The 18,583-nt window shown below is 60.0% G+C and carries 17 protein-coding genes; 14 read left to right on the top strand and 3 right to left on the bottom strand.

The window, feature by feature from the left end; all coding sequences use genetic code 11:
- The first annotated feature begins 7 nt into the window (after positions 1 to 7).
- Both VCB98_RS04720 and VCB98_RS04715 read left to right on the top strand, forming a co-directional pair.
- Positions 8 to 511, top strand: coding sequence for a GNAT family N-acetyltransferase (locus tag VCB98_RS04720; protein ID WP_346050753.1), 504 nt, complete (start codon positions 8 to 10; stop codon positions 509 to 511).
- Between the two features lie 132 nt (positions 512 to 643).
- Positions 644 to 1,855: a DUF418 domain-containing protein gene (locus VCB98_RS04715; RefSeq protein ID WP_346050752.1), complete on the top strand. Its 1,212-nt coding sequence runs from the start codon at positions 644 to 646 to the stop codon at positions 1,853 to 1,855.
- A 355-nt stretch (positions 1,856 to 2,210) separates the two neighbouring features.
- Here the strand turns inward: VCB98_RS04715 and VCB98_RS04710 are convergent, their stop codons facing one another.
- Complete coding sequence (locus tag VCB98_RS04710; RefSeq protein WP_346050751.1) at positions 2,211 to 2,768, bottom strand: NnrU family protein; 558 nt, start codon at positions 2,766 to 2,768, stop codon at positions 2,211 to 2,213.
- A gap of 87 nt (positions 2,769 to 2,855) precedes the next feature.
- On the opposite strand from VCB98_RS04710, the gene VCB98_RS04705 reads away from it, so the two are divergent.
- On the top strand, positions 2,856 to 4,766 hold the full coding sequence (locus VCB98_RS04705; protein WP_346050750.1) for a S9 family peptidase: 1,911 nt from the start codon (positions 2,856 to 2,858) through the stop codon (positions 4,764 to 4,766).
- A gap of 67 nt (positions 4,767 to 4,833) precedes the next feature.
- Here the strand turns inward: VCB98_RS04705 and VCB98_RS04700 are convergent, their stop codons facing one another.
- Entirely contained in the window at positions 4,834 to 5,502 is a 669-nt protein-coding gene (locus VCB98_RS04700; protein ID WP_346050749.1) for an outer membrane beta-barrel protein, read from the bottom strand.
- Between the two features lie 40 nt (positions 5,503 to 5,542).
- On the bottom strand, positions 5,543 to 6,907 hold the full coding sequence (locus tag VCB98_RS04695) for an NAD-dependent succinate-semialdehyde dehydrogenase (RefSeq protein ID WP_346050748.1): 1,365 nt from the start codon (positions 6,905 to 6,907) through the stop codon (positions 5,543 to 5,545).
- 138 nt (positions 6,908 to 7,045) lie between these two features.
- Between VCB98_RS04695 and VCB98_RS04690 the strand changes: the two genes are divergently transcribed.
- The 11 genes from VCB98_RS04690 to VCB98_RS04640 all read left to right on the top strand — a co-directional run bounded on the left by VCB98_RS04690 (position 7,046) and on the right by VCB98_RS04640 (position 18,520).
- The gene (locus tag VCB98_RS04690; RefSeq protein WP_346050747.1) at positions 7,046 to 9,061 is read left to right on the top strand and encodes a lytic transglycosylase domain-containing protein; all 2,016 of its coding nucleotides are present in this window, start codon (positions 7,046 to 7,048) and stop codon (positions 9,059 to 9,061) included.
- A gap of 72 nt (positions 9,062 to 9,133) precedes the next feature.
- The gene (locus VCB98_RS04685; RefSeq protein WP_346050746.1) at positions 9,134 to 10,090 is read left to right on the top strand and encodes a complex I NDUFA9 subunit family protein; all 957 of its coding nucleotides are present in this window, start codon (positions 9,134 to 9,136) and stop codon (positions 10,088 to 10,090) included.
- Positions 10,091 to 10,535: 445 nt separating this feature from the next.
- The gene (locus VCB98_RS04680; protein WP_346050745.1) at positions 10,536 to 11,255 is read left to right on the top strand and encodes a flagellar brake protein; all 720 of its coding nucleotides are present in this window, start codon (positions 10,536 to 10,538) and stop codon (positions 11,253 to 11,255) included.
- A 193-nt stretch (positions 11,256 to 11,448) separates the two neighbouring features.
- Complete coding sequence (locus tag VCB98_RS04675) at positions 11,449 to 12,987, top strand: BCCT family transporter (protein ID WP_346050744.1); 1,539 nt, start codon at positions 11,449 to 11,451, stop codon at positions 12,985 to 12,987.
- 27 nt (positions 12,988 to 13,014) lie between these two features.
- Positions 13,015 to 13,464 (top strand): hypothetical protein, encoded by a 450-nt coding sequence (locus VCB98_RS04670; protein ID WP_346050743.1) that lies wholly within the window; start codon positions 13,015 to 13,017, stop codon positions 13,462 to 13,464.
- Between the two features lie 43 nt (positions 13,465 to 13,507).
- Positions 13,508 to 14,770: a hypothetical protein gene (locus VCB98_RS04665; RefSeq protein WP_346050742.1), complete on the top strand. Its 1,263-nt coding sequence runs from the start codon at positions 13,508 to 13,510 to the stop codon at positions 14,768 to 14,770.
- 85 nt (positions 14,771 to 14,855) lie between these two features.
- Positions 14,856 to 16,307 (top strand): methyl-accepting chemotaxis protein, encoded by a 1,452-nt coding sequence (locus tag VCB98_RS04660; protein WP_346050741.1) that lies wholly within the window; start codon positions 14,856 to 14,858, stop codon positions 16,305 to 16,307.
- On the top strand, positions 16,304 to 16,975 hold the full coding sequence (locus VCB98_RS04655) for an SDR family oxidoreductase (RefSeq protein ID WP_346050740.1): 672 nt from the start codon (positions 16,304 to 16,306) through the stop codon (positions 16,973 to 16,975). Before VCB98_RS04660 ends, VCB98_RS04655 begins: the two co-directional genes overlap by 4 nt.
- Positions 16,976 to 17,049: 74 nt before the next feature.
- Complete coding sequence (locus VCB98_RS04650; protein WP_346050739.1) at positions 17,050 to 17,391, top strand: SET domain-containing protein; 342 nt, start codon at positions 17,050 to 17,052, stop codon at positions 17,389 to 17,391.
- A gap of 11 nt (positions 17,392 to 17,402) precedes the next feature.
- Positions 17,403 to 17,969, top strand: a complete 567-nt coding sequence (locus VCB98_RS04645; RefSeq protein ID WP_346050738.1) for an NADPH-dependent FMN reductase — start codon at positions 17,403 to 17,405, stop codon at positions 17,967 to 17,969.
- Positions 17,966 to 18,520: a hypothetical protein gene (locus VCB98_RS04640; RefSeq protein ID WP_346050737.1), complete on the top strand. Its 555-nt coding sequence runs from the start codon at positions 17,966 to 17,968 to the stop codon at positions 18,518 to 18,520. The genes VCB98_RS04645 and VCB98_RS04640 overlap by 4 nt, the downstream gene beginning before the upstream one ends.
- The last annotated feature ends 63 nt before the right edge of the window (positions 18,521 to 18,583 follow it).

Raw genomic sequence — 18,583 nt, 5'->3', positions numbered from 1 at the left:
CGAACTCATGCTGGAGATTCGCGAGGAAGAACCCGGAGACGTCAATGCCCTGGACCGGGTCCACCGGGCCGCCTTTCGCCGCGAGGCGGAGGGCGATCTGATTCGCCAGCTGCGGGAAGACTCGCAACTGGCGATCAGCCTGGTGGCCACGGTGAGTGAGCACCCGGTTGGCCACATCGCCTTCTCCCCGGTCACTCCGGCAGGCACCGGTGCGACGCCCCTGGCTCTGGGTCCGGTGGGCGTTGACCCGGAGCACGAACGTCGCGGCATTGCCTCGCGACTGGTTCAGGCCGGTCTGGACAAGGCCCGGGAAATGGGCACGCCCTGGATCGCGGTTCTGGGCGACCCGCAGTTCTATGGACGCTTCGGCTTTGAGCCGGCCTCAACACTGGACCTCAAGGGCGAATTCGGCGACAGCGAGGCTTTCCGCGTACTGATTCTGGATGATGCCGGCAAACCACCGGCTGGCAGCTTGATCCAGTACCACCCTGCCTTCCAGTCACTGGACTGATCCCCTGAGCCGGGCAACGACGTATCAAGGCAGCGGCCAAACCACATCTGCCACTCGTGACAATCGTCACTGGCGGATGCCGTTCGTCCTGCGCAAAATAGGCTTCAGCCTATAACAGCGGGGGAGCAAAGCATGGCGGCGAATCACCAACGTTTTGAAAGTCTGGATGTGCTGCGGGGCATCGCCATCCTGGGCATATTGGTGATGAACATCCAGTCCTTTTCCATGCCCTGGCCCGCCTACGCCAATCCCCATGCCTTTGGTTCCCTGGAGGGAATACACGGCTGGGTTTCCACCGTCAGTCACCTGTTCTTCGACACCAAGTTCTACAGCCTGTTTGCCCTGCTCTTCGGTGCGGGTATCGCACTGATGGCAGAGAAGGCCGTGGCAGCCGCTCGCAGCGGCGCGGCCGTCCATTACCGGCGCATGCTGTTTCTGGCCGTGGTGGGACTGCTCCATGGTTTTCTTCTCTGGTATGGCGATATACTTTTCATGTACGCGGTCTGTGGCAGCTTTGCCTGGCTACTCCGCAATCGTCAGCCACTCACACAGATTCTGATCGGCGCCGGCTTCATTCTCTTCGCCCTGGGCCTGTCCCTGCTGTATGGCTGGAGCATGCAATTCTGGCCAGAAGAAGTATTGGCCGAGATGTCGGCAATCTGGCAAGAAGGCTCGCCGGCGGTACAGGCGGATATTGTGGCCATGAGCGGCCCGTGGTTGCAGCAGTTACCGGCCAGGGCGGAGATCTATCTGCAGGTCATCACCTTTGGACTGATTTTCAATGTCTTCTGGCATGCCACCGGCCTGATGCTGATCGGGATGGCTCTCTACCGTCTCGGAATCGTTACCGCACAACGCTCGACCGCTTTCTATCTCCGGCTTGCCCTGGTCGGACTGATACTGGGGATGACGCTGGTTCTCTACGGCCTGGCATCCATTGAGGCGCGGAACTGGGAATTTCCCTGGACCAAATTCGTGGGCCGTCAGTTCAATGCCACCGCCGCACCCCTGATGGCCCTGGCCTATCTCTCGCTGGTAATGATCATTTGCCAGAAACACTGGCTGCCCCGACTGCGCCAGGCCATGTCAGCGGTGGGTCGGACCGCGTTCAGCAACTATCTGTTGCAGACAGTCCTTTGTACTACGCTCTTCTACGGCCACGGTCTGGGTCTGTTCGGCGAGCTGGAGCGGGGCCAACAGGTTCTGGTGGTGCTGGGCGTCTGGGCGGTGCAGATTCCCCTGTCCCTGTGGTGGTTGCGTCACTTCAGTCAGGGCCCGGTGGAGTGGCTATGGCGCAGCTTCGTCCGGTTGCAGTGGCAGCCCTTGAGGGCCCGGTCCGATTAAGAGAGGACACTTCTATTACCTGTAACCGGTTACATTCCCGGGCTGGCGCCGGTGGCTCTCTACGGGTCGAGTTCCCTTCGGCATCGGTGACGGGTTACGTTCCGGTCCTGGTGCCGCTGGCCTTGCTCAGGGACGTCGTAGACCCATCCCTGGGGACTCTGCACGCGACGTCCTGTCGCTCACAGCCCTGAGCAAGGCCAGCGGCACCAGGGCCTACTCTGGGGGAGTGTCACCTTTGAAATGCCGAAGTCAAATTTTGTTCAGCCCGTGACGGGAGAGGCATTAGCCAGTTCGAAACCACTCTGTCCAAATCCCGAATTCGTTTTCCGCAGGCACAGGGCAGGTGAGAACGAGCCTAAATCACGCTGACACCGAACAGGTAGGGGTGCAGCCACAGCAGGGCCATGTACACCACAAAGGCCACCACCACCGTCAGGAGGTCCCACGGCCAGGGCCGGGGGACCGGGGACTGCCAGTCGCGGCGGCCGCCGCGAAAGAAGATGGCGTAGAGGGCATAGGCGCCGAGCCCGCCAAACAGTAACACCGCTGCCAGGTGCCCGGCCACCAGCAAATGGGCCGCCGACCAGAACACAACGCCCCAGAGCATGGGGTTCTGAACCAGTCGGTGCAGATTATTGGGGACGTACGCCGCACTCACAAAAAACACCGACAGCCCCATGAGCAACGGCGCCAGCTCCCGACCGTAGGTGATCTGCCCCCAGAGGGGAACATATTCCGCCTCGCGCAAACCCACCGCCAGCATGATGACGGCGATGACAATCACCAGAGTAAACAGGGCCAGATAGCGCGCCTCGCTCCCCAAACGCTCCACCAAACCGGCCCGCAGGCCCGGAAAGGCCGGCATCAGATGGATAGCGAGGAACAAGAGGAGACCGATTAGCAGTAAGATCATGGCTGGGTTTCCGTGTTTGGTGATATACCCAAGTGTAGTGCAGTATTGCTGTCCAGTGTTTGCAAGCCCTGAAAGGGAGGGGAATCAATGAAACGCCTGATCTTGCTGGCGGCGCTGGTAGCGCTGCCTTTTGCGGCGCTAGCCGATGACGAGCGACTGCCGCTGGAACATTTTGTGCAACTGCCCGAGTACAACGAAGTCTCTCTGTCGCCGGACGGCCGTCACCTGGCCATCACTGCCCCAGTTGACGACCAGACGGGTGTCGTCATCCTTGATATCAGCGATCCGGAGTCTGTCTCTATCGCGGGTGGTTTCCAGCTTTCCGCAAATGAACACGCAAGCAATGTGGTCTGGGCCAACAATGAGCGGATACTGTTCGGAACCAACCGACAGGAAGGGCGGCTTGCCCAGCCCCGACCCACTGGGCGAATCTATGGCGTCAACGTGGACGGCAGCCGATCACGCATGCTGTATGGCACGGATCCGGGCAGCAGGGTCTTTCGCATGGGAACCGTGCTGTCGACGCTACCTGATGAAGAGCATCGTGTTCTGATTCTGACCCGGGCACATGACTCCGATCGCCCCACCGCCCAACGGCTCCATATCCATACCGGCAGCACGCGGCGGGTTGCCATCAGCCCCATCCCCTTTGGCTCTCTGGTGGCAGACCAACAGGGGCGGGTCAGACTCGCCTTTGGCCCAGACGAAGATGGTCAGGCAACTTTCGCCTACCGAGATGATCATGGTGAGGAATGGCAGGACTTCGATCTGGATTTCGACCAGCGCTGGCTCAACTTCCATGGCTTCGATGGCAGCGGCGAGCACATCTACTTTAGCTCAAGGGAAACCGGGCGCATGGGGCTCTACCGAATCCGGGTGGAAGATCAGTCCGTTGAGACACTGATCGAATCAGACACGGTCGAGATCAACCGCGTGCTCTGGAGCGAGGACCGGAGTCGAGTCATTGGGGCCATCAAGCGGGACGGCAAACCGGAGATGGTATTCATTGACCCGGATCAGCCCACCGCCATCCTTCAGCGACAGATCTCCGCGGCCTTCCCGGATGAATTCTCGCGCATCGTCAGTTTTTCACAAGATACCGACCTGGCTATCGTGGTTGCCGAGTCCGATATCACAGCCGCCGGGTACTACCTCTTCGATACCGATAATCTGGCGGCCAGCTTCCTTCTCAGCAATTTCCGTGAGCTGGATCCCCAGCGCTTGTATCGTACCGAACCCATCCAAGTGGAATCCCGCGATGGCCTGGAACTCCATGGCTATCTCACCACGCCGGCGGGAGAAGGTCCGCACCCTACCGTTGTGGTAGTCCATGGCGGGCCCCATGGCATTCGCGATGAGTGGACTTTCAACCCCGAGATTCAGCTGCTGGCCCACCATGGTTACGCCGTGCTGTCGGTGAATTTCCGTGGCTCCGGCGGCTATGGCCATGAATTCGAAACCATGGGCTATCGCAACTGGGGCACAACCATGCAGGACGATGTCACCGACGCCACCCTGTGGGCGATTGAGGAAGGCCATGCCGACCCGGATCGGGTCTGCATCATGGGCGGCAGCTACGGCGGCTACTCCACACTCATGGGCCTGATCCGGGAACCGGAGCTCTATGCCTGCGGGGTATCGGTAGTGGGTGTCTACGACCTGCCTTTGATGTTTGAGGAAGGGGACGTCACCGAAAGCAGCCAGGGCATTCGCACCCTGGAGCGTTATCTGGGGACGGATGAGGAAGATCTCATCGCCCGCTCTCCTGCCCGCCAGGTGGAGAAGATCGAGGCCCCCCTGTACATCTCCCACGGCGGCCAGGATGTGCGCGCCCACATCAGTCACTACAACTTCCTGAAGGAACAACTGGACGAGGCGGGGATAGAATATGAGAGCCGACTTTTCCCCGAGGAAGGGCATGGATATTACAAGGTCGAGAACCGCAAACTTTATTACGGGGACGTCCTTGATTTCCTCAAGCGTCACATAGGCGAGTAGGGCGTTAGCTGATAAGCGCTTCGGCGGGGCCCATCCAGCGATGGGTCCCGCCTTTTTGATCCTCCGGTCAGCGGCCGCTGAAGTCGTAACGAATGGACAGGCGTCCGTCGGTGGCACTGCCGGCCGTATCCACATCCAGTGCCAGCCTGAAGCCGGCCCCAAGCCACTGGGCAAGCCCTGCCCCGGCAGTAAACTCGTCATGAATGCCGCCAAGCTGACGTCGCCCCAACCTGAAATTGGCCTCCAGCTCACGCCATGGCCGATAGCGCAGCGCCAGACCAATCACGGCGCCCTCATCGACCCGCGATACAAATTCGTGACTGGCATCGGCCGCATCCTGGCGGTAGCGAAGCTGAGTTTCCAGCCTTTCATATCCTCCCAGCAGATTGAGGTCCAGACCCTTGGCCAGGGGCCGGCGATAAGCGAGGTAGATGTAACCACGGTCCAGATCGATTTCGCCCAGGCTGGCGCTGCCCTCTGAACTGGACAACTCGCCGTCAGATTGGGCGAATCCACCCAACATGAACCAGGGGCCATCCAGGCGGGTCATGCCTTCAAAGGCATAGCCACTCCGGTCCTCGCCACCAAGGGAATCCAAAGAAATGGCATCACGGGTTGATGTCTGCTGCCAGAATCCCGCCTTGAAATAATCGTAGACGGGTGATTGCTGCGCACTGGCCGGCATGGCTACGAGCAGCAGGCAATACAAGAGCAAGCGATGACGATGATTGCTCATGACACGGCCTCCCGGCCACCGGCAATGGCATGATGGGTCGTCAAGCCATCCACACGGTCTTGATGTTGACGAACTCCCGGAGGCCGAAAGCGCCAAGCTCCCGGCCATATCCGGATCGCTTGATGCCTCCAAATGGCATGCGCGGATCACTTTTGGTCATGGTATTGATATAGGCCCCGCCACTGGCCAGTCGCCGCGCAAGGTCTTCACCACGCCCCAGTTCGCGGGTCCAGACACTGCCGCCCAGACCATAGGGACTGCCGTTAGCCACCGCCAGAGCCTCCTGATCATTACGGACTCGAATGACGCTGACGACCGGCCCAAAAACCTCTTCCTCCCATACCCGCATACCTGGGGCTACGCCGTCCAGGATCGAGGCGGGATAGAACCAGCCCCGGCCTTCCGGCAATTCGCAACCAAGCAGAGGCCTTGCACCCTTGTCGATGGCATCACACACCTGCTCATGAAGGGTGTCACGTAAATCGCGACGGGCCATTGGCCCCAGGGTGACCTGGGGATCCATGGGGTCGCCCATGGACAGGGCTTCCACCTGCTCACTGAAAGCGGCCAGGAAACGGTCTGCAACAGTCTCCTGAAGGATGAAGCGCTTGGCGGCTATGCAGCTTTGGCCATTGGCCTGGAAACGCGCTTTGACGGCAGCCTCTACCGCCGCGCCCAGGTCGGCATCATCCAGAACGATGAATGGGTCGGAACCTCCCAGCTCCAATACCGTCTTCTTGAGTGCGGCACCAGCCTGGGCGGCCACGATACGTCCGGCTTTCTCGCTGCCGGTGAGTGTGACCGCATGTACCCTCGAATCCTCGATGACCGGTCTGATCTGCTCGGTCTCGATGAAGAGGTTGCGAAACACACCGTCTCCGAATCCGGCTTCCATGAACAGGGCCTCCAGCATGCGTGCGCAGGCCGGGACATTGGGTGCATGCTTGAGCAACACGGTGTTCCCTGCGGTCAGGGCCGGCGTGGCATACCGGATCACCTGCCAGAAGGGGAAATTCCAGGGCATGATGCCCAGCACCGTGCCGAGTGGCTGGTAAGCAATGTAGCTTTTGCGCGCCTCGGTGCTGATCCCCTCGTCAGACAGGAAGCGATGGGCGTTGTCGGCATAGAAATCGCACAGCCAGGCACATTTCTCGATCTCGGCCCTGGCTTCATGCAAACACTTGCCCATCTCCCGGGTGATGCACTCGGCTGCCTCGTCGCGATTGGCTCGCAGTCGGTCACCCAACCGGCCGAGGCGGCGGCAGCGTTCATCCAGCGACATGGCCGCCCAGGCATGGCTGGCCTCGGCAGTCTGTCTCAGTGCCGCCTCCACCGCGCTTCCGTCCATTGGTTCCACCGACTCCAGCACTTCTTCGCTTAGCGGACTGACACTGCGTATGCTCATCCCTCTCTCCTTCTGGATCCCATGCCGAGTGTAACGCCGATCACCGCTCGACACCGAGTGCGCGGCGATCAGAACGGAAAGTCATTCCAGGGTGCCGCCCTCGGCCACTATAATGGTATGGATTCAGGGAGTTCGTTAATGACAAGTCCACTGGGGAAATCCTGGCCACGCAGCTGCTGGCCGATGCTGTTTGTCCTGGCACTGAGCTGCCTGCCCGGCGCCCATGCCAAGGCCTTCGGTGATGCCGCAATTCGGGATTACACCCAGCAGATACTGGCCGGGGAAGAGCTTCCACACCCCGGCCTGTTATTCAGCCATCATCCCGCCATGCCCTGGCTGGAGAAGGCCTGGATGCGGCCGCGGCTGGCGGAACTGGATGATGGGGAGGTGGAACGGTTTATTTCTCGTCACCGTGAGCGCCCCTTTGCCAGTGATTTTCGCCGTGAGTGGTTGCTGGCCCTGGGTCGTGCCGAGCGCTGGCAGGCCTTCCGCCGTCACTACCGGGGTGAACGGGATCAAGCCCTGCAATGCCTGGCCATGCGGGGCCGACTGGCTCGGAGCGATAAGGATCAGGTCCTGGATCAGGCTGCTGCCTTGTGGCTGACCGGTCGGAATCTCCCCGCCGACTGTGACCCCCTGTTCCGCCAAGCTCGGCAGGTGGGCATCATCACTGACTTCATGGTCGCCGAACGTTATCGCCTCGCCCTGCGCAACGACAATCTGGCCCTGGCCGAACGCCTGGCGCCGGATGTGGGCACGGAGGCGGTCCGGCGGGTAACCCGGCTCCGGGCCATCCGCGCACAACCGCGGACGGTCATAACCGCGATTGATCCAGCCAGCGCCCCGGCCCAGGACCGGGAAGACCTGCTTGCCGCGATCAAGCGCCTGGCCCGCCGGGCACCTCGGGAAGCGCGTCAAAGCTGGGAGCAGGCATTGGCCGATGGACTGAAAACCAGTGACCGGGAAGCCTTCCTGCTTACCCGACGCCTGGCACTGGAGGCGGCCCGCCAGCATCTGCCCGAAGCAGAGCAATGGCTCAGTGAGAGCAGCGCCAACGACGGATTCATCCGGGCCTGGCGAATCCGCAATGCGCTGCGCCTGGAGGACTGGGAGGCGGTACTGGCGGCCATCGACAGTCACCCCGACGATGACAGCCGCCAGTGGCAATACTGGCGTGCTCGCGCCCTGGAACAGCTGGGGCGAAACAAAGCGGCGCTGGCCATCTACCAGCGCCTGGGCCGGCAACAGGACTATTACGGTCTGTTGGCATCGAAACGCACGGGTGAGATACCGCGGCCCTCGCTGAGACCCATTGAGGTCAAACCCAGTGAACTGGACAGCCTGAGTGAAACGGCGGAGCTGCAATTGGCGCGGACGCTGCTCACGCTGGACTGGCCGCAGGCTGCACGGCAGGAATGGCGCAATGCCGTGGCTCAACGGGACCGAGAAGGGCGCTGCCAGGCCGCTGTCCTGGCGGCTCAATGGGCCTGGAACTCCGAAGCCGTAATCACCGCTGCCCGAGCCGGCTGCCGCGGTGACATGGTCGTTGACTACCCCCTTGCCTTTGCCGAATGGTTACAGCCCGCAGCGGAAGAACTGTCATTGGATTCCGCCTGGGCCTGGAGCATCATGCGCGCAGAGTCTCTGTTCATGCCGGATGCCCGCTCTCATGTGGGTGCACTGGGGCTAATGCAACTCATGCCCGCGACGGCCCGGGATGTGGCCAGAGAGCTGGATCTCCCGCTCAATGGCACTCAGGATATTCTGCAGCCAGAACAGAATGTGCGCCTGGGGACCGGCTATCTGAGAAAAATGCTGGATCGTTTCGACGACCATCCGCTGGTGGCGACAGCGGCCTACAACGCGGGCCCACACCGTGCTGAAAGTTGGCTACCCGAGAATGGCCATCTCGACGGCGACATCTGGGCAGAAATCATTCCCTTCCAGGAGACCCGACGCTACATTCGACGGGTCATGAGGCACAGCATCGGCTACGATCTGCGTCTGGACAACGGAGAGGGCGCATTGGCGCGACGCCTGAGGCCGGTGGGCCGAACGCTGCCACAGCTGGCCTGCAATGCACTGGAACCAGGGACAACAGAAAACTCAAGCGGTGAAGGCGACAGTAAGGGGCAGGACACCGGGATCTGCTGAACACGCCTGATTCCCGCCCTCGCGGCTGATAGAATAGCCGGTCTTCGAGTACACACGGTCAAGGAGATATTCATGCAGTACCGCAGCGTTTGCGTGCTGGGCGGCACTGGCTTCGTCGGCAGGCATTTGGCCGCAAGGCTGGCCCGGGACGGGGTACAGGTCAAAATCCTGACCCGGCATGCCCAGGGTCATGAGGCGCTGTCGGTGCTGCCCACCGTTCGCCTTGTGACCGCCGACTGCCATGACCCGGCTGTACTGGAGCGTGAATTTCGCGGCATGGACGCGGTCATCAATCTTGTCGGGATTCTCAACGAATCCAAACGGCGAGGGGCGACCTTCCGTCAAGCCCACGTGGAACTGACCCGCAAGGTTCTGGATGCCTGCACGAAGACCGGAGTGAGACGCCTTCTGCATATGAGCAGCCTGGGCGCAGACGCCAGCGGCCCCAGCCAGAATCTGCGCAGCAAAGGGGAGGCCGAAGGCCTGATTCAGGTTCACAGCAATCGTGAACTGGAACCCACCATCTTCCAGCCCTCGGCCATTTTCGGGCCCGAGGACACCCTGTTCAACCGCTTTGCCGGGCTCCTTCGCCTGATGCCGGTAATCCCCCTGGCCTGCCCGGACGCGAGACTCAAGCCGGTTTACGTCGGTGACGTGGTAGAGGCTTTTCTTGCCGCCCTGGGGGATCGTAGCACCATTGGCCAGCGCTACCAGCTCTGCGGGCCGGATGTGATGAGCCTGCGTGAGATTGTCGAGTACACGGCCGCCACCATGGGCAAGCGGCGCTGGATCGTGGGGCTCCCGGATCTGCTCGCCCGTCTGCAGGCCCGGGTCATGGAATGGGTGCCCGGCAAGCCCTTCACCCGCGATAACTATCGGTCGCTGCAGGTGGACAATGTCTGCAATGAGGATGGGCTCGCCCGTCTTGGAATCGAGGCCAGCGGTGTTGATGCCGTGGTGCCAAACTACCTTGGCTCCCAAGGGCTCCGCGCCCGCTTTGCCGATATGCGCCGAGTGGCGAAACGATAATCGCACTGATTGGGCGGCTGAATAAAAGAAAGCCGGCCCCAAGGGCCGGCTAAAGAGAGTGACCACGCTTTCCCCAACGCGCGAGCCCTGGGGCCTGGCCTCCTTATTTTCTTCCCCCCTGAATAAGGTACGGCATCAATCGTCAGGCAAAAAAAGGCCCGGCCAAGGCCGGGCTCAAGGCGACAACCGTTTGTGGACCCCCATCGTCCTTCTTCTTCTCACTCCCCGCTATCCCTGAGCATGGCGGTTGGCGTTACTGTAATCCCAACGGCCGGGCAATTCTGTGAACCAGTTCACAGACTGCACGGATACAAATAGCAGCTTCCTGCCACTCTGATTAATGCAATCACCTTGGAGCATGAAAATTCATCACTCCAGGCGACAGGGGATACCCACACCGCTACACTCCCGATAGGAACCGACTTCTTTTTACAAGGACGAACGCATGTCAGCGCGACAGATTGGACGGGAAGGTCAATTGGCCGAGGAAAGCGGCAATACCCTCAAGAAGGTGGAGTTGACGCTCTCAGTTGGCGCCGTCGTCAACCTGCAACGGGCCAATCGCGATCGCTCCAAACGATGGAACGCTCGCATGATCGGCTACGTGGAAGGAGAGAGCTTCCTGATAACAACCCCCCGGGAGGGTGGCTCTCCAGCCCCCTTCTATCTTGATGACATGCTCACGGTCCGGTATCTCTCCGGCACGGAGATTCACGGTTTCACCACCTGGGTGCGCAAGGTCGCGACTCAGCCATTGCACTATCTGCATCTGGCCTATCCGCGCACAATTGAGCAGGTCACCATCCGCCAGGAAGAACGGGTAAGCATGGACCTGCCGACCCGCTACCGCTGCCTTCGACCCGACGAGGAATCCGGTGAAGGGCGGCTTCTGGATATCAGCGCCGCTGGAGCCTTGCTGGAAGCCGATTCCTGCCTTGGCCAGGTCGGTGAGAAACTGGAACTGGATTTCACTGTTGCCTTCGCAGGAAGTGAGAGCCGAATACAGGTAGAGGCAGAAATCCGGAACTTAAAGCAAGACAGTAGCCGTGAAGATGGCGAGTCCTGTCTCCACGGATTGCAGTTCATGGACCTGGAGGAGCACCATAGGGTTTTCATCAAGGGCTTCGTTTACGAGCAGATCCTTCAGCACCGAAACAATCAGTGAAACTTCCTCCGTCCGAGACGAAGACCTGAATTGCGGTCACCCGCGTGGTGGACCGTGATTGCGATATTCAACTTGCCTGCTAGGCTATACGCATCGGCCCGGTCTTTACCGAATCTGCCACTGCGTAGTGGATTAACAAGCTATCGCCACCGGCCTGGCGGCTAGCCCGAATAATGTTGCAAAGGGAGGAAGCATGAAGGTCCATCCCGTCATATTCTTCACATCCGCTATTCTGGCGGTATTATTCGTACTTTACACGGCCATATTCACCCTGGACGCCAGCGCACGGTTTGGCGCAATCCAGGCCTTCATCGTGGAAAACCTGGGCTGGTTCTACATTCTCAGCGTTTCCATCTTTCTTGCTTTTGTCATCTTTCTCCTGTTCAGCCGCTTCGGCAAAATCACGCTGGGCAAGCCGGGCGATGAACCGGAGTACACACGTTTCTCCTGGTTCGCCATGCTATTCAGCGCCGGCATGGGTATCGGCCTGCTGTTCTTCAGTGTTGCGGAACCGCTTTTCCACTATGCCGCGCCACCCAGCGGCACTGAAGACAGTGTGGAAGCAGCCCGTGAGGCCATGCGCCTGACCTTTTTCCATTGGGGCATGCACGCCTGGGCAATCTATATCGTGATCGGTCTGTCGCTGGCCTACTTCGCCTACCGGCACGATCTGCCACTGACCATCCGCTCTACGCTTTACCCCGTGCTCGGCAAGCGCATTTATGGCCCCATTGGCAATACAGTTGAGATCATTGCCGTCTTCGGCACCTTGTTCGGGATTGCCACATCCCTGGGCATTGGCGTCACTCAGATCAATGCCGGCCTGCACCATCTGGGCTGGATGGATTTCAATGTTACCAATCAGATTATCCTGATTACGGTGATCACCCTTGCCGCAACAGTCTCGGTCTTTACCGGACTGGACAAGGGTATCAAGCGACTCAGTGAAATGAACCTGGTATTGGGTCTTGGGCTGATGCTATTTGTCTTTATCCTTGGCCCCACGACATTCCTGCTGATGTCCTACGTACAAGGGACCGGCCACTACCTGTCCAATCTGGTTGCGATGAGCTTCCAGACTGATGCATACAAGGGCCCGGAATGGCAGTCAGCGTGGACCATGTTCTACTGGGGGTGGTGGATCTCCTGGTCGCCCTTCGTGGGCATGTTCATTGCCAGAATCAGCCGTGGGCGCTCCATCCGGGAATTCGTGGGCGGCGTCCTGCTCGTACCGGCACTGTTCACCTTTGCCTGGCTGACGATCTTTGGAAACACCGCCATCCACATGGAACTGAACAATCTTGCCGAGCTGGCGGGGGCTAGCGCGGAAACGGCGCTGTTCCAATTGCTGGGTGAGTTCCCATTGGCTCAGCTCACCTCAATGGTTGCGGTGATTGTCATCGCCACCTATTTCATCACTTCTTCTGATTCCGGTTCTCTTGTAATTGACACTCTCACATCCGGAGGTGAGTTGAACCCGCCCAAGTGGCAACGAGTATTCTGGGCTCTCCTGGAGGGCGCCATCGCCGCAGTTCTGCTCCTGGCCGGTGCTCAGGCAATTACCAATGGCAATGGCAACAATGAGGACCTGGATGCGACAAGCGGCCTCGAGGCGCTTCAGGCCGCCGCCATCACAACGGCCCTGCCCTTCTGCCTGATCATGCTCGTCATCTGCTGGAGTCTTTATCGTGGTCTGTCCCGTGACAGAGGCGCTCAGAATCACAGTCGCTGAAAAGACCATACAGACAGGAGCAAAGCCATGAGTAACTGGCGAGAGAAACTGCGAAGCATGGTAGAGGAGTCCTCTCAGTCGCGTTCAGAGCAGTTGGCTGCCCAGGAGCGAGTGGAAAAACGCCGCGAGGAGATTCGGCAGTTCATCCAGGACCCGGTGTTACCTGCCTTCGAGGACATCAAGGAAGAGCTGGAGAAATACGGTCGCGTAGTGGAGATCACGCCCGGCAAGTACAAGGCGCGATTGGTTGTCTATCTGAATGATGCCGAGGAATTTTCCTATGTAATCCGAGGGGATGCGGCCCATCATATGTCCTTCGCCTGGCCGGTCATCCGGCCAGGCGAGGAAGACAATGAAGTAGCGCGGGCAGAAATTCAGCGCCCGGGCGGACTGAAACGGGCGTTCCGACTGGAAGAGTTCACCCGAGAGGGGATCATCGAGGATTTCCTGGCGGGATACAAGAACTGGGTACAGTAAAACCGCTAAAGCATGAATAACAACGAGGCAGCGAGGTACCGCCATGAACAGGACGAAGTCGCATCTTCTGTTCCCACTCTGTGGCCTGTGGATCTTCGCCGTTGCCGCCCTTGCGGAGCCAGATTATAGCGATCCTCGCCAAACGGGTGAGGCGATAGAAGGCTTGAAGGAAAGGGTCGGAGAGCTTGAGAGCACCCATGGTGACTTCACCCTGGGTGGCGCAGCCTGGTTGAATTTCGAGTACAGCAGTTTCAATGACCAACAGAAAGATCGCCTCGGTGACTTCCGTTTCGACCTTATTCGAATCGAAGCCAGGGGTAGCTCGGGGCCATGGGAGATCAGCGCCCAATATCGATGGTATGAGTACATGGACGTCATCCATCATGCCTGGATCGGCTATGAGCTGGAGAGCGGGGCACAGATCCAGACCGGGATCAGCCAGGTCCCTTTTGGCCTGCAGCCTTTCGCCTCACACAGCTACTGGTTTGGCGTCCCCTACTACCTGGGTTTTGAGGATGACTATCAGGCCGGCATCAAATACGTGAACCAGACAGGGGACTGGGATATTCAGGCGGCCTATTACCCCAATCCTGCCCTGGCCACACCGTCTTCCAATGATCGTTATGCCTGGAACATCGTGACCAATACCGACCTCGCCGCCGGCGCCGACTTTGAGGGTGACTTTTCCCCTTTTGAGGAACAGGCCAACCGCCAGAATGACCAGCTTAATCTGCGTCTTGCCCGTGAAGTCGGGAGTGACAGCAGCTTCCCGACGGAGCTTGGACTGTCCACGCAATACGGGCGGCTTTACAACGAGATCACCGAAGACCACGGTGATCACTGGGCCCTGGCCCTTCACTCAAGATCGCGATTTGGGGCAGACGACGCCTGGGGCCTGGAACTGGAATGGATCAGCTACGGCTTCAACCCCGAGAATCCGGATGGAACCAGCGACGATGCGGTTCTATTCGGCGCTTTTCTCTTCGACAGCCTGGCCGCCGCCGAAGGTGATATCTACGTTGCCAACCTAACCAGGGAATTCAACGTGGATTGGGGGCCAGTCAGCCACCTGACCTGCTACCTCAATTACAGCGTCCTGGACAAGGCACCCTCGGGGTGGGCCGATTCCAAGCTGCACACCACAGGCTGCTCCATCACAGCGGGTCCGACCTTCACCTTTGTGGATATCATTCGCGGCAAGAACCATAACTTCATGGGGGTGGATCCGGTGACGGCCTTTGCCCAGGGGGACCCCAACGCAGACTGGGAAACCCGATTCAATATCAATATCGGGATCTATTGGTGACCCACCGCGGGGTCCGGGACGCTAAACCAGGGGGCTTTTCTGCCGCTATAGTATCAAGGGCCCTTGAGCGAAACCGGAACCTGACATGAACGAAGCTGGCGGCGTCCTTGAGTTTTTCCTGCCCGTGGGCAGGCGCCTGAGTGCGGAACAACGGACCCAGGCGCTCAACCTGACGGGAATCAGTCTGGCCCTCGGCGTTGCCGGCCTGTTCTTCACCCTGCGCTATTATCTGCTGGGCATGCCGCTGGGCAGCCTGGGGGTGCTGATCGCCAGCCTCATCGCACTTTGCTGCCCGCTGGTACTCAAGCTCAGCGGCAGCATTGCCGCCGCTCGCTTATTGGCGCTGGGCACCCTCAATGCCCTGCTGTTCTGGCTCTGTTTCGTCGCCGCCGGCGTCATGTCCTCTCCCGTGTTCTGGTTCGCCGTGGTCCCGGTTGCCGCCATTTTCACCGGTGGTTGGCGCCACGGCTACCTGTGGACGCCCATTGCGGCGGCCACGGTCATTCTCCTGCATCTGGGGGAACAGGGTGGCTGGCTGCTGCCGCTGGATCATCTGCCTGAAGAAGCCGTTCGACCCATGCAGATCAGCTCCTCCCTGGTCCTGCTGGTCGTGATGGCCATTCTGGCGCTTTTGTTCGAACGGGCTCGACGACGGGGTGTCGCCGAGCTGGAGCAAGTAAGCGCGGATCTGGCCTCGGCCGGATCGCATATGGCGGATCGCAGCCGCAGTATCGGGACCGAGGCCTCGGCAGTCGCCGAATTGCTCTCGGAGCAGGAGGAGAATCGGCGAAAGATCGAGTCACTGCTGGCGGAGCTGACGGACGTCGCCGAAAGGGCCTTCGGGGAAGCGCAGCAAATGGCTCAGGGTGCGGCTCGGGCCGAAACCCGGGCCGGGGACGGGGGCAGGCTCGCCCATGCCACCGTGGAAGAGCTGGAAGCGCTCAATCGTACGGTCCGGGAATCCGGTGAGGAACTCCGGAAATTGGCCAGCGGAACCCGCAGCCTGATGAAGGTGGTGGAGCTGATCGACAATATCGCAAGACAGACCCATCGCCTGGCCTTGAATGCCTCCATCGAAGCCGCGCGGGCGGGAGCTGAAGGTCGCAGTTTTGGTGTGGTGGCAGAAGAGGTCCGGGCCCTGGCCGAACGCAGTCAGGAGGCCGCTCACGAGATTGGTGATCGAATCGACCGCCTGGTTCACGGGGTCGAGGACGGCTCGTCGGGGATGCAGCGAGCAGCCGAGGTGATGGAAAGCAGCCGACATCAGGCCAGTGAGGCCGATCTTGCCCTGGGAGAGATCGTCGAGACGGCGCGACAACTGGCCGAACAAAGTCGAAATGTGGCAGAGGCAACGGAAAGACAGCGCGCAGCGGAACGCTCCCTGCGGGCCTGGTTCCAACAGCTGGGGGAGCGCCTGGAGCATATCTCGGCCTCCTCTGGGCGGATCGACCAGGCGGCCAATGAAGTAGGTGCCGCCCTGGATACCCTGGAGCGGGGTTTGGGCCGAAAACAATCAGATGCTGGGGAGAAACGATGAGCAGAGTCATCATCACAGGCGGCAACCGGGGCATTGGCCTGGAGCTTGCCCGTGGTTTTCACGTGCGGGGAGATGAAGTCGTAGTAGGCTGCCGCAGGGCCAGTGCGGCGCTTTCAGACCTTGGCGTCGAGTTCCATGAAGGCCTGGATGTGGCAGATCCGGCATCAATTGACCGCTTCAGTGAAGCACTGGGTGACCGGCCCGTGGACGTCCTCGTGAATAATGCGGGCGTTCTCAGTGTCCAGCGTCTCGGGGAGATAGAAGGGCAATCCATAGAAGACATCCTGACCCAGTTCAAAGTGAATGCCCTGGGGCCCCTATTACTCACACAGGCATTGCTGCCGCGAATGCATCCTGGAAGTCGCCTGGCAATCATCACCAGCCGAATGGGGTCCATTGCGGACAATACCTCAGGCGGCAGCTACGGCTATCGGATGTCAAAGGTTGCGGTGAACATGGCCGGCGTGTCCCTGGCACATGATCTGGCGGAACGGGGTATCGCCGTGGGTCTGCTGCATCCCGGTTTCGTACGCACCGAAATGACAGCAAGACAGGGTAACGTGGATGCGCCCCAGGCAGCTGCGCAGCTGCTTGAAAGGATTGACGAAATCAGGCCTGAGACCAGTGGCAGTTTCCGGCATGCCAATGGGGACCCCCTGCCCTGGTGAGAACAGGGCACTACCCAGCCGCCTTCATGGCACAATAGCACCTCCCAAGCTGATGACAATCACGAGGTTTTGTCTTGAGCAAGAAATACAATGAGGAGAATCCCCTGGTCTACTGCGGACCGTCTCCCATCCATGGCAAGGGCCTGTTTGCCAGGAAACAGATTGCCAAGGGCACCCATATCGGCAGCTACGAAGGACCCGAAACACAGAAGGACGGCATGCACGTGCTCTGGGTCTATGATGAGAATGACGAGAACCCGGTTGGCCGAAATGGCAAGAATGTCCTGCGCTTCTGCAACCATAGCAGTCGGCCCAATGCGGAATTCGACGGCTTTGAACTCTACGCCATTCGAAGAATCCGAAAAGACGAAGAGATCACATTCCACTATGGTGAAGACTGGGACGACGACGAATAGGAGCCTGCTTCATGCGTATTCTCGGCATTGCCGGCAGCCTTAGAAAGGCCTCATTGAACCGTCAGCTGCTGTCCGCTCTGGCTTCGCTGGCCCCGGAGGGCTGCGAAGTGGAACAGCGTGATATCAGCGGTATACCGGTTTACGACCAGGACCTGGAGGATGAGGGAATGCCGACAGCGGTTGAGTCGCTGAAGGAGGCCTGCGCCCAGTCCGACGGCTTGCTGCTGGTCAGTCCCGAATACAATCAGGGCGTGCCCGGGCCGCTGAAGAATGCCATCGACTGGATGAGCCGGCCGCCCGCTGATATCGGACGGGTGTTTCGGGGCCGGCCGGTGGCCATTACCGGCGCCACCCCTGGGCCCAACGGGACGCGTGCCGCCCAGTACGCCTGGCTTCCCACGTTTCGCGGGCTCGGCCTGCAACTCTGGTTCGGCGGTCAATTGTATGTTCCTGGCGCCACCAATGCCCTCGGCGACTCGGGTCGTTTCAATGATGAGAAGCTGGAGGAGCGGGCGCGGCAGTTCATGAGTGGTTTCGCCGATTTCATCCGGGTCCAATCCGTGGGACAGGTCCAATGACTGAGGCGATCCAGGGCCGGACTGTGGGTCTTGCTCTGGCAGCCGCAATCATGCTCGTGACTCTACTACCGGCGAAAACGGCCGACGCCAATGAGATCGGCATCGCCGCCTGGCAGTACACGCAGACCGTGGAAGGGCGGACCGCCATTCTGACCGGTGCCAATGCCCGCTGGCTCTCCCGCCCCGGCCACCCTCTCGGAAACGGCTGGCGCCTTCAGCATGGCTTTGAATTAGGACTTGGCAGAGCGCAGATTGATAACCGTGAACAAAGCTTTCTCTTGCTTGGCGGGCATGGTCGCCTAATCTACCCGGATGACGGCGTCGGCTTTTATGCTCAGGCCGGGGTGGGCACGCTGATTTTCCAGTCCGAGGAGCAGCGACCAGAGCAACCGGAGGCGTTCCGACGCCTGACGGAGAATGACACCTCCGTTCACATCGAAGTAGGCCTGCAGTCCCACCGGAGGGGTGGCTTCCAGATCGGCTATCGGCACGAACGCTATCTGGATTCCGGCATGGAGTTCACCGGCTTCATCATAGGCATGGGGTTCTGAAAATGAAAAGGCCTGTGCCGGAAACCGGCACAGGCCTCGGGCCTGCTTTCACTGGCTGATGAG

It is taken from the genome of Natronospira elongata, assembly GCF_034931365.1.
Classification (GTDB): Bacteria; Pseudomonadota; Gammaproteobacteria; order Natronospirales; family Natronospiraceae; genus Natronospira; species Natronospira elongata.
The sequence above is the reverse complement of the archived record's forward strand: the minus strand, read 5'-3'. Positions and strand labels throughout refer to the sequence as shown.